Genomic DNA, 11,388 nt, shown 5'->3' with positions numbered 1-11,388 from the left:
ATTGGTATGAAATTCATCAAATCTATCATCTTGACCCTGATCATGTCAATGATGGGGTCACAGGTTTTCGCCTGGGGACAACTTGGCCATTATTTGATAGGCTATATGGCTAATATGCAGTTGAAAAACTCAACTCGAAAGAAAGTTGAGCAAGTGCTAGGCCCCATGAGCTTGGGAAGAAGCGGTACTTGGATGGATGAAATCAAATCTGACAGATCTTACAACTATGCGTATTCTTGGCATTACCTGACCAGTAAATCTGGAGAATATGACCCTGAACTTCAGGAAGAAGGTGGCGATGCATATGAAGCAATCCTTAGATTGAAAGGTGAACTGATTGCTGGAAACCTGAGTCCTCAGGAAGAAGCAGAAAAGTTAAAAATGCTAATTCATATTGTTGAAGATATTCATCAACCGTTACATGTGGGTACTGGTGAAGATCGGGGGGGTAACGATGTTAAATTGGAGTATTTTTACCAACCGACCAATTTGCATTCGGTATGGGATTCTGGAATGATTGATCGGTGGGCGATGTCTTACACGGAAATAGGAGATGAGTTGAGCAGAAGAATTACTTCTGAGATGGAAAATCAATATAGAAAAGCTACCATCGATGATTGGTTGAAAGAAGCGGTAAGCTTGAGACCGATGGTTTATAATCTTCCTGAAAATAAAAAGATATCCTACGAATATGGATATGAAACTAGGGATATTGTGGAGGAACGATTAATTGCAGCGAGTGTACGATTAGCTCAGATATTAGAGGAGATTTATTAAGTACTAAAAAAGAGATTTAGCCGAAAAAGCTTCTGGAAAATATCACTTCCAGAAGCTTTTTCATTTTAATTACTTTCTCTTTTCGAATTCCTTCTTAGCCCCATCCAGAAATTCCACGAAGTTGGAGATATCGGTATCATAAGAATGAGGATTTGCTAAAAGTGCTCCATTGTGGTCCAAAATCACATAATAAGGTTGGGCATTATTGTTAAATTCAGTGATCTGAAAATCGGCATTTTGTTTACCTAAGGTCTTTTTGACCTTTCCATCGTATTCAGAGGTATACCATTCACTTTCCGGAAGTTCCAGGCGCTCATCAATGTACAATGCGGCCATGACAAAGTCATTTTTCAACCTGTTTAGAACAGATGGATCTACCCAAACATTTTCTTCCATCTTACGACAGTTGACACAGCCATGCCCAGTAAAGTCAATCAATAAGGGCTTCCCTGCTTTTTTGGCCGCTGCCATGGCTTGATCATAATCAAAGTAGCCATGGATACCATAAGGGATATCCAAAATATCAGAATAGAGGACTGTTTCGTCAGAAATGGGTCTGTCCGACTCTAATCCTAGTCCTGAAGCTATAGAGAAGTTTTGAGTAGTCATTGGAGGAAGGTAACCGCTTAATAATTTGAGCTGTGCTCCAAACAATCCTGGTATCATGTACACTACAAACATAAAGGTTACCAACGCCAGAATTAGTCTTGGTACCCCAATAGTTTCCAATGGAGAATCATGTGGCAATCGGATTTTTCCTAGTAAGTAAAGTCCCATTGCTCCAAAGATGACGATCCAGATGATCAAGAATATATCACGATCCAAAATTCCCCAATGGTAAACCAGATCTGCAATGGAAAGGAATTTGAAGGCCAAGGCCAACTCCAAAAATCCCAATACTACTTTCACTGAATTCAGCCAACCTCCGGATTTTGGTAGGGATTTCATCCACTCTGGAAATATGGCGAATAAGGTAAATGGAATTGCAAATGCCATGGAGAATGCAAACATTCCCAAAATCGGCTTGATGAGTTCTCCACCAGCGGAGGAAATCAAAATGGATCCGACGATGGGTCCTGTGCAGGAAAAGGAAACCAATACTAAGGTAAAGGCCATGAAGAATACTCCAGCCAAGCCTCCTTTTTCAGCTTTGGCATCTACTTTATTAACAAAACTGGATGGAAGATTTATTTCAAATAATCCTAAGAAAGCCAAGGCAAAGAAGATGAAAACCCCGAAAAAGAAGAGGTTGGGTACCCAGTGGGTTGCCAACCAATTTGCAAATTCCGGTCCTTGGATTGCGGCCACTGCCGTTCCGGCTACGGTATAAATTGCGATAATGGAAATCCCATATATAAAGGCTTGTCGTATTCCCGCTGCCTTGGATTTTGACCTTCCAGTAAAGAAGGTGACGGTCATGGGGATCATGGGAAACACGCAAGGAGTAAGCAATGCTGCTAAGCCTGCTAAGAATGCCAAGACCATAAAACCTATTAAGGATTCACTTGAATCCGAAGTTTCTGTGGTAAATGTGGAAACTTGTTGCTCATCTGCATCTGTAGAGGGAGATTCAGATTCTACCACATCAAATGGGCTATCTAATTCGGCCTGTTCTTCACCTGCTGCATCGGAATTTACACTGCTACTTCCTGAGACTGCATTGAAGGAAATTTCAAAATCTTCTTCATAGTTGATACATTGGCCGGTGACATCTGAGCACATTTGGTATTCCAAATAGCCTTTAATGGTTCCAGATTCGGAATTCGCAATTAACTTTTGCTCAAACCTCCCTTTTCCCATAAAATACGTGACTTCCCCTTCCCAGATAGGATCAAACTTTTCTTTAGGATTAATAGGCGTCAGAGAACCTGAGAGCGTATAATCTGCTGATTCCTCTAAAACCAAGGTAGTCAAATTAGGTCCTAAGTCCGGATCAAAATCATTGGAGTAAACATACCATCCTATGGGTATCTGAGCTTCAAATACTAGTGTAGATTCCTCACCCACAACGGTTTTATTAGGCTCCAAACTAATGTTCCAACTTGGGGGTGATACAATCTGAGCCTCCGAAAGGGAGTTTAGACTCAGGAATAAGATAAATGCTACAGCTACCTGAAGAAATCTGTTGATTTTCATGTATTCAAGGATGATTGTATTCGAAAGGAAATTGAAGTGCAATAAGTTCCTGAATTACTGACTACTTAAAGTTTTGAAATGTTTGAAGAAAGCCGCAATAGTTTCAATTCCAATAAAATAATTGGCTACTCCATAGTGTTCATTGGGTGAGTGTAATGCATCAGTATCCAAACCAAAACCAAATAAAATAGGATCGGTTTCCAGTTCTTTTTGGAATAATGCAACGATAGGGATAGAACCGCCTTCTCTAGTAGGAATAGGTCTTTTTCCAAAAGTCTGCTCCATGGCTTTCTCTGCTGCCTGATATCCAATCGAGCTATCGGAAACCACTGCTGGAGAACCACCATGATGCGCGATTACCTTGACAGTTACTGATTTCGGAGCCATAGACCTGAAATAGTTCTCGAAAAGCTCAGAGATTTCATGCCAATCCTGATTGGGGACCAATCGCATGGAAATCTTAGCAGAGGCTTTGGATGGCAACACGGTTTTTGCACCTTCTCCAATATATCCTCCCCAAATACCATTGACATCTAAAGTTGGTCTGATACCCACTCGTTCAATGGTTGTATATCCATTTTCACCTTGAACGTCGGCTATTTTCAGTTTCTTCTTGTATTCATCCAGATCAAAAGGAGCTTCATTGAGCCTGGCTCTTTGTTCTGCTGTTAATTCTGCAACTTTATCGTAAAATCCTGGAATGGTGATGTGATCATTTTCATCCTTCATGGAAGAAATCATGTCGCAGAGCACATTGATAGGGTTGGCTACTGCCCCTCCATAGGTTCCAGAATGTAAGTCTCTATTAGCTCCAGTCACTTCCACTTCCATATAAGCCATGCCACGAAGTCCAACCGTGATGGAAGGGTCTTTCATGCTGATCATATGAGTGTCTGAAATCAATATGACATCAGCTTTTAATTTTTCCTTGTTTTCAATTACAAATTTGTCCAGGTTATCTGAGCCGACTTCTTCTTCTCCTTCAATCATGAACTTCACATTGCAAGGTAAATCTCCAGAGGCCATCATTGCTTCAAATGCTTTGATATGCATGTAGAATTGTCCTTTATCATCTGCTGAGCCTCTAGCGAAAATGGCTCCTTGTGGATGTTCTTCTGTCTTTTTGATAACCGGCTCAAATGGAGGAGAATCCCATAATTCGTAAGGGTCTGCAGGTTGTACATCATAATGCCCATAAACCAAAACGGTAGGTAATTCCGGGTTAATGATCTTTTCTCCATAGACAATAGGATACCCTTTGGTCTCACATATTTCTGCAGTATCAGCTCCGGCTTTGATTAAGCTTTCCTTCACAAAGTCAGCAGCAGCAAAAACATCATTTTTGAATTTAGGATCTGCACTGACTGATGGAATTCTCAATAAGTCTAATAGTTCATTTAAAAAACGGTCTTTATTATTCTGGATAAAATCTGAAACGGCCATAGAAGTTTATAATTGGGTTATACAAGGCTCAAAATTATCCTTTTAATGAGGAATTGCCTACTTTAAATACTACTTTTCTTCTTTATGAAATTCTATAAAAACGAATGAAAGCGATTCTTTGTGAGCAATTTGGAGATCCTGATCTATTGGAATTAAGAGAAGTGCCAGACCCAATTGTTGGGGAAAACCAAGTTTTAATAGAGGTGAATGCATGTGGGGTGAATTTTCCAGATCTGCTGATGATCCAGAACAAGTATCAGTTTAAGCCAGATCTTCCCTTTTCTCCAGGAGGTGAAGTAGCTGGAAAAGTCCTTGCTTTAGGGAAAAATGTGACGAATTTTCAGATTGGAGATTCAGTGTTAGCGCTATGCCGTTGGGGAGGTTTTGCAGAGAAGGTAGCTGTAGATTCGGATCGGGTTTTCTTACTTCCTGACTCATTAAACGCTAAATCAGCGGCAACCATGCTATATACTATGAGTACTTCTTATCATGCCTTGAAAGATAGAGCTGAATTGAAAGCAGGAGAATCTGTCCTTGTGCTCGGAGCTGCTGGTGGAGTGGGGTTAGCAGCTGTGGAACTTGCAAAAATGATGGGCGCCAAGGTAATAGCAGGAGCTTCTACTCCAGAGAAACTTCAACTTTGTAAAGATCGGGGTGCGGATTTTTTAATTAACTATGAAGAAGAGAATTTAAAAAGCCAAATCAAAGAATTGACAAATGGAAAAGGAGTGGATGTGGTGTTTGATCCTGTTGGAGGGAACTATACAGATTCTGCGATTCGGGGAATGGCTTGGAAGGGAAGGTATTTAATAGTGGGATTCTCCAATGGGGAAATTCCCAAAATACCGATGAATCTACCATTGCTGAAGGGCTGTTCTATTCTAGGGGTATTTTGGGGACAGTTTTCCAAATTGGAAAAAGAACTGAATTTGAAAAATCTAAATCAGTTGATTGACTGGATTTTGGAGGATAAACTGAAAGGACCAGAAGTGGCGGAGTTTCCAATCGATCGAGCAAAAGAGGCACTATTGAAACTTCAAGACCGTAGCAACTATCGTAAAGGCGTGGTCATCTTATAAAATGTTGCTTCACGGGTTGATTAATTACTTGATCTCAATTTTATGTAGTGAACTGTTGAGGAAGACAACGTCCAAGAAGGATTCTACAAATTTTGAGCGAAATTCTTATTTGACAGCAGTCACATTAACTTCAATATTTCCCCTGGTGGCTTTGGAAATTAAACAGATTTCATGCGCTGCATCGGCAAGTTTCTGAGCCTCTTCTAAAGAACTTGCATGTGGGATTTTAACAAAAATATCCACCGCAATTCCATAATCTTCAGGACCAAAACTTCCTAAATGTACTTTGGCTGTAATTTCAGAATCACGCAAACTTACTTTTTGAGCGACTGAAGCCAGCGCGCCTCCAAAACATGTAGAATAAGCCGCAGCTAATAATTGTTCAGGATTCGTTTTGCCACCTTCGCCTCCAATTTCCTTGGGCATGGCTACATCAAAATCCAACAATCCATCATCTGATTTGACATGACCCTTTCTTCCTCCTGTATTTCTAGCTATAGCAGTATAATCAACTTTTAATTTTTTCATTCCTTCTTAGAATTTTTTAGCTTTTCTACGCTTTCTAACAAGTTTTGAAGGGAATAGTTTAAACCAGATAATTCCAATCCTGGGATTTCGTTTAGAATTTCCTCTAAAGGCCGAAGGGCTTGCTCGACTTTGGTTTGAAGTGATTTGCCAGGGTAGGTCAACTCAATATGAACAGTTCGTTCATCATCTTCTCCTCGTTGTCGCTTGACGTAATTCATTGCTTCCAATTTTTTCAACAAAGGAGTCAGCGTTCCAGAGTCTAAATGAAGTCTTTCTCCTATTTCTTTTACCAAGAGGCTATCCTCTTCCCACAGCACAGTCATTGTCAGATATTGAGGATAAGTTAGATTATATTCTTTTAGGATGTTTTGAAGAAGTTGAATGAGTAACCTTGACGTACTATAAAGTCCAAGTGAGAGTTGATGAAGGGAGACCATTTTCTACAAATTAAATTTTATACAATTTAACTGTATAAGAACTTAATCCAAAGTTTTTCAATAATATCTCCCGATTAATGGGTGGTCCACAATTTGTCTTTTGAGGTCAAGTAAATCAATGGTTCCGGGAATGAAATAGGCTATTTCCCCTCCTGGTTCCACCAACAAGGTGATCGGTAAACTTCCGTCCCAGTTTTCTCCAACCACCTTGATCACTTCATATTTGTCATCGGTGTTCATGATGTAATTGGGTAAGGCAGAGGCTTTTCCTTTCAAAAACTTCAAAGCTTTGGCTTCCTGATCTGGATTATCCATGCTTATGGAAACGAATTGAAAATCACGTTCCCCATACATTCTTTGAAGGGTAACAAACTCAGGATACTCAATAATACAGGGTCCACACCAAGTAGCCCAGAAGTTCACAAGTAGCAATTCATCTGTATCATTTTTAAGAAGTTCAACTAACTCAGAGGGCGATAATTTTTCCAAATTCACTTCTTTTTCTTTCCAGGCTTTATTGGTTTTAATGGTGTATTCATTTTTCCAGGCCCATTTCATAGAACAGCCAAAAGATGGAGTTTGAGCTTGATCAGGGGGAAGACTTTCTCCCTGCAAAGTCAAATCAATGGCATTTCTTAAATCCTCAGCATTCGCACTGCCTGGTTTTTCAGAAGCATCGATTCTTCCGGAATAGGTCAATTTTCTATCCTTTTCGAATACAAATACATGTGGTGTGGCAGTGGGCCCATATGCCAAAGAAAATTCGTGTTGGTCTCCGTCATATAAATAAGGAAAATTATAGCCTTTGTCCTTCGCCCTGATTTTCATTTCCTCATAGGTATCACTGAGGTCGGTATATCCCAACTCCTCTGGAAGAATAGCGATGGGGCTATTAGTGGAAATAGCTACAAAAGCAACGTTTTTACCTTTGTAGTCTTCCACAGCTTGAATAAATCGATCTTCATAAGCTTGTGCAGTTGGGCAGTGATTACAGGTAAAGTTCACTACCAATACATCTGCTTCACGATAGTCTGAGAGTTGATGGAAATCGCCATCGACCCCAGGTAAGTTAAAATCTGGGGCCTTATCTCCTATTGCCAATTTTCCAATTGGCTTTTCCTCCACCATTTGAGGATTTGCTACAAAACTTGACTCCCCCTGATCTGAAACAGACTGTTCTCCTCCTATTTCATCAACTGATTTGCTATTACATTTTGTCAGCAGAAAAGTTAAAAGCAATAGTAGTTCAACAACGAGAACAATTTTCAACTTTGATTTCATAGTAGAGGATAAGGAGGTTTTGAATGCTAGTATTAGCCTAAGGTATACCCATGCTGGTACACGTAATGCAAATGCGTGTTGGCTTCAAAATCATCGATAAACACTTGTTTCGTTGGATCCCATTTCAATGGTCTTCCCAGTTTATGAGCGATGTTACCCAGGGTGCAGGAAGTACAAGTACTATGGCCTATTTCCACAGGGACAATAGGATCTTTTCTCATTTTAACTGAATCGATAAAGTCGACGTGATGAGCATTGAATCTGGTTTCTTCATTACTGAATTTTCTTTCACATGCCGGAACATTGGTATCGTATTGCCCACGTGAAACTTTTATCCAGCCTTTTTCACCAAAGAACTTGACTCCTTGGCGCCCCTCATCAAATGGAGTGATATGTATTTTTACATCATTTGGATAAAAATAGGTGAGTGGACTGGAATCTGTTGCAGGTATAATCTCCACTGGTCCGTTTCTATCCATTCCAATTCCCCATTGTGCTATGTCGATCATATGTGCACCCCAATCGGTCATCAATCCACCTCCGGTTTCTTCGTACCATCTCCAAGCTCCCCAAACTTTTTCATTTTGTTCAGGATTTAAACTGATAGGAGGGTTTAGTTCTTCGTTATAATGAATATCTGGAAGAGGACCTGTCCAAGTTTTCCAGTCTAATCCTGTAGGAATTTCCTGCTTAGGTAGGTCATAAGGCTTAGGGTGTGGAGGAGTTCCAACATTGACTAGCACTTCAGTAATTTTACCAAGGTTTCCTTTTTGTACCATTCGTACAGCATGTTGGAAGTTAGCTGCGGATCGTTGCATACTTCCTACTGCCAACACAATATTATTTCCTCTTACAGCTTTGATTAATTCCTGTCCTTCATGAATGGTAAATGTCAGCGGCTTTTCAAGGTAAATATCTTTTCCAGCGTGGCAAGCATCAATTGCCATCATGGCATGCCAGTGATCAGGGGATGCAATGACTACCGCATCTACTTCCGGGTTTGCCAATAATTCCTTGTAGTCTGCGTAAAGTCGAACTTCTTTGGCCTCTCGCTGATGCTCCTGATAATTCCTCGCCACACGTTCTTTGAAACGCTGTAGCTTTATTTCGTACACATCTGCTCCTGCTATCACATCCACAGAAGGATTGTTCATCATATTATTAAGCAGTCCCATTGCCTGCCTGCCTACCCCAATAAAGCCTAATTTGATGGTTTCGGAGTCTTTTTTAAAGGCAGGGTTAGAATTGGCAAAAGAGAGTGCAGGGATGCTACTAAGACCAATAGAGCTAAGAAGGGAAGTCCCAATAAACTTCCTTCTTGAAAAAGAAGATTTACTCATTTGTATTTATTTTGGGTTTGTTGATTGTCTATTCACAATTAGAGGAAATAAATTACTGTTTTTCTGAAGTTTAGTAAAATTTTCAGCCTTTATTTTGACTAAAGGTATCCGGGGTCTTTGTTTGGGCTTACTAGAGGGTTCTCGAAAAATCTTTACTTTTAATAACCTAAACCTACTTTCATGACTATTCAACAACTAGAATATTTAATTGCCGTGGATAAACATCGGCATTTTGGGCATGCAGCTGAAAGTTGCTTTGTGACCCAACCCACTTTGAGTGCACAGTTGAGTAAGCTGGAGAGAGAATTAGGGGTGATTTTGTTTGATAGAAGCAAAATGCCTGTAATTCCCACTGAGATTGGAGTTCAGATTATTGCCCAAGCCAAAAGAGTAGTATCTGAAAGCAAAGGGATTTTGGAGTTGGTAGCTCAATTGAAAGGAGATATTTCTGGGGTGATTAAGCTGGGAATTATCCCTACACTCGCTCCTTATTTACTTCACCTATTTATTAGAAAGTTTCTTGAAAAGTATCCAAAAGTGAAAATGGAAGTTCAGGAAATGGTCACAGAAGAAATTGTCAGAAAACTCAAAAATGACGAGTTGGATTTAGGGATTGTAGTGACTCCACTTCATGAAATTGGGGTGGTCGAAAAGCCGATGTTTTATGAAAAATTCTATGCTTACTTATCCAAAGGTCATCCTTTACTGAAAGAAAAAGAATTCAGGCCGGAAATGATTAATCAAGAAGACTTGTGGATTTTACAACAAGGTCACTGTTTCAGGGACCAGGTGATCAATCTATGTGATCAAAGATTGAGTGGGCCCAGTAACTTCCATTATGAAAGTGGATCTTTGGAAGGCTTAAAAAACATGGTTAATAAGTATCAAGGGGTCACCTTGCTTCCGGAGTTAGCTACCTTTGACTTATCTGAAGAGGAAAAATCAAGAATTCGTCCATTTGCCGGGGTACCACCAATAAGGGAAGTAAGTATTATTTTAAATCGGAGTTACTTGAAACAAAAATTAGTAGAGCTCTTATATAATGAGATAACTGATTCTATTCCTGCAAAAATGACATCCAAATCCCACGGCAAAATCGTTCGGTTTAAGTAATCAAGGTTTTTTGTAAAGGATGTAATGGTCGGCCAAGTCTCCAGTAATCATATTGCCTGATTTGTCTAATTGCCAAATTTGATTTTCACCGATTTTATATTGGTTTGGAGCATACTTTACGCCTTCTAAGAATATTTTCGAACCAGTTTCATCCCATTTGAAGGTTCCGTTGAAGGTTTCTTCCAAAGCATCATTCCTCCCTAAATAATTGGTGACTATGAAATAGGTCATATCCTGATTGAGTGTCAGGGTGGTTTCTATCCCTTCGCAGTCAGCGCAGGGTACGATCCCTGAATAAGTCCCATTCCAATCCAAGGAGGTTCTGGAGTTGTCTCCAATTGGTAACCCCTCGCGTAATTGCTCCTGTATATCATCAGTTGTTTCTACCACGTCTTTTTTCGTTACTTCCTGATTGGAACAAGAGCTTAGAAGGACTAGAAAAAAGAGAGTAAAAATTGAATAAAGGCACTTCATTTTAATAGAATTTGATACAAAGGTAGCCTTGAAGTACATAAACCAAAACCTAATGGATAATAAAAAAGGAGAACTGTAATCAGTTCTCCTTAGGCTTAACAATTGCTAATCTTTTAAAGTGATTTTGGATGATTGGATGCTCCATATCCCACAATCACTACATGGGTTATCTCTTGATTTTTTAGAAATGAACTTTGATTGAAGTCTAATTTTGAAAGCCAGTTTTCTCCAATCATTTGGTAATACTCCCCTCTTTCATGATATAGTTTGGAAGAATAGGGGTTTTCCTCAATTGCTTTATTTAATGCAGCAAGATGATCCACTTTTTCAGGAGTTTTATACTTTGTCAATGGATTTTTTATAAACTCACCACCTTGGCTCAAGCGGAACTCAAAAGTCATCAAGTAATCTTCACCGGTCTTTTTTCCATCTAAAAAACTAGGATCCCATTTTTCTTTTACCAGTGCATAGGTTCTTAGTATTTCTTCAGATAATTTTTCATGAGAAGAATAAACGGTAGGCTCTCCCATGGGATAACCAGAATCATCAATGGATATGGATAAAGTGACAAATCCAGACTTATTCTCTGCCCTGACCTCTGCTGGATATTTTACATTTTTAGACAACATTTGATTCATGGCTGCTGGCCCACTAGAGTTTTGAGCCATTGCTCCAACCCCTACAAAAAATAAGATCAAAAATAGTGAGGTTAATTTTTTCATAAGAAATTTGGTTTAGTGTTAGTTGAACTAAACTACTGATTTTAAGGCAAATAAAAAA

11 protein-coding genes are annotated in these 11,388 nt (G+C 39.5%); 3 read left to right on the top strand and 8 right to left on the bottom strand.

Translation table 11 applies throughout. From position 1 onward, the window contains the following. Nucleotides 1–6: 6 nt before the first annotated feature. Nucleotides 7–777, top strand: a complete 771-nt coding sequence (locus BUR11_RS15495; protein WP_074225879.1) for a S1/P1 nuclease — start codon at nt 7–9, stop codon at nt 775–777. A 69-nt stretch (nt 778–846) separates the two neighbouring features. On the opposite strand, the gene BUR11_RS15490 is transcribed toward BUR11_RS15495, so the two are convergent. Then, on the bottom strand, nt 847–2,913 hold the full coding sequence (locus tag BUR11_RS15490) for a protein-disulfide reductase DsbD family protein (RefSeq protein ID WP_074225878.1): 2,067 nt from the start codon (nt 2,911–2,913) through the stop codon (nt 847–849). Between the two features lie 54 nt (nt 2,914–2,967). Next, nucleotides 2,968–4,356, bottom strand: coding sequence for a dipeptidase (locus tag BUR11_RS15485; protein ID WP_074225877.1), 1,389 nt, complete (start codon nt 4,354–4,356; stop codon nt 2,968–2,970). Between the two features lie 104 nt (nt 4,357–4,460). Between BUR11_RS15485 and BUR11_RS15480 the strand changes: the two genes are divergently transcribed. Further along, complete coding sequence (locus BUR11_RS15480) at nt 4,461–5,435, top strand: NADPH:quinone oxidoreductase family protein (protein ID WP_074225876.1); 975 nt, start codon at nt 4,461–4,463, stop codon at nt 5,433–5,435. A gap of 105 nt (nt 5,436–5,540) precedes the next feature. Here BUR11_RS15480 and BUR11_RS15475 read toward each other — a convergent pair whose 3' ends face one another. From BUR11_RS15475 to BUR11_RS15460, 4 genes are read right to left on the bottom strand one after another with little or no spacing between them, the layout of a single operon-like run. Beyond that, the gene (locus BUR11_RS15475; RefSeq protein ID WP_074225875.1) at nt 5,541–5,963 is read right to left on the bottom strand and encodes an organic hydroperoxide resistance protein; all 423 of its coding nucleotides are present in this window, start codon (nt 5,961–5,963) and stop codon (nt 5,541–5,543) included. Beyond that, nucleotides 5,960–6,400 (bottom strand): MarR family winged helix-turn-helix transcriptional regulator, encoded by a 441-nt coding sequence (locus BUR11_RS15470; RefSeq protein ID WP_074225874.1) that lies wholly within the window; start codon nt 6,398–6,400, stop codon nt 5,960–5,962. The genes BUR11_RS15475 and BUR11_RS15470 overlap by 4 nt, the downstream gene beginning before the upstream one ends. Nucleotides 6,401–6,457: 57 nt before the next feature. Then, nucleotides 6,458–7,681, bottom strand: coding sequence for a redoxin domain-containing protein (locus BUR11_RS15465; protein ID WP_084561005.1), 1,224 nt, complete (start codon nt 7,679–7,681; stop codon nt 6,458–6,460). Between the two features lie 32 nt (nt 7,682–7,713). Beyond that, on the bottom strand, nt 7,714–9,021 hold the full coding sequence (locus tag BUR11_RS15460) for a Gfo/Idh/MocA family protein (protein WP_074225873.1): 1,308 nt from the start codon (nt 9,019–9,021) through the stop codon (nt 7,714–7,716). 180 nt (nt 9,022–9,201) lie between these two features. Here BUR11_RS15460 and BUR11_RS15455 point away from each other — a divergent pair, with 180 nt between their 5' ends. After that, the gene (locus BUR11_RS15455; protein ID WP_074225872.1) at nt 9,202–10,134 is read left to right on the top strand and encodes a hydrogen peroxide-inducible genes activator; all 933 of its coding nucleotides are present in this window, start codon (nt 9,202–9,204) and stop codon (nt 10,132–10,134) included. On the opposite strand, the gene BUR11_RS15450 is transcribed toward BUR11_RS15455, so the two are convergent. Continuing rightward, nucleotides 10,135–10,608, bottom strand: a complete 474-nt coding sequence (locus BUR11_RS15450; RefSeq protein WP_074226164.1) for a copper resistance protein NlpE — start codon at nt 10,606–10,608, stop codon at nt 10,135–10,137. A 113-nt stretch (nt 10,609–10,721) separates the two neighbouring features. Then, nucleotides 10,722–11,330: an energy transducer TonB gene (locus BUR11_RS15445; protein WP_074225871.1), complete on the bottom strand. Its 609-nt coding sequence runs from the start codon at nt 11,328–11,330 to the stop codon at nt 10,722–10,724. Between the last annotated feature and the right edge of the window lie 58 nt (nt 11,331–11,388).

This window comes from Algoriphagus halophilus (genome assembly GCF_900129785.1).
Classification (GTDB): domain Bacteria; phylum Bacteroidota; class Bacteroidia; order Cytophagales; family Cyclobacteriaceae; genus Algoriphagus; species Algoriphagus halophilus.
The sequence above is the reverse complement of the archived record's forward strand: the minus strand, read 5'-3'. Positions and strand labels throughout refer to the sequence as shown.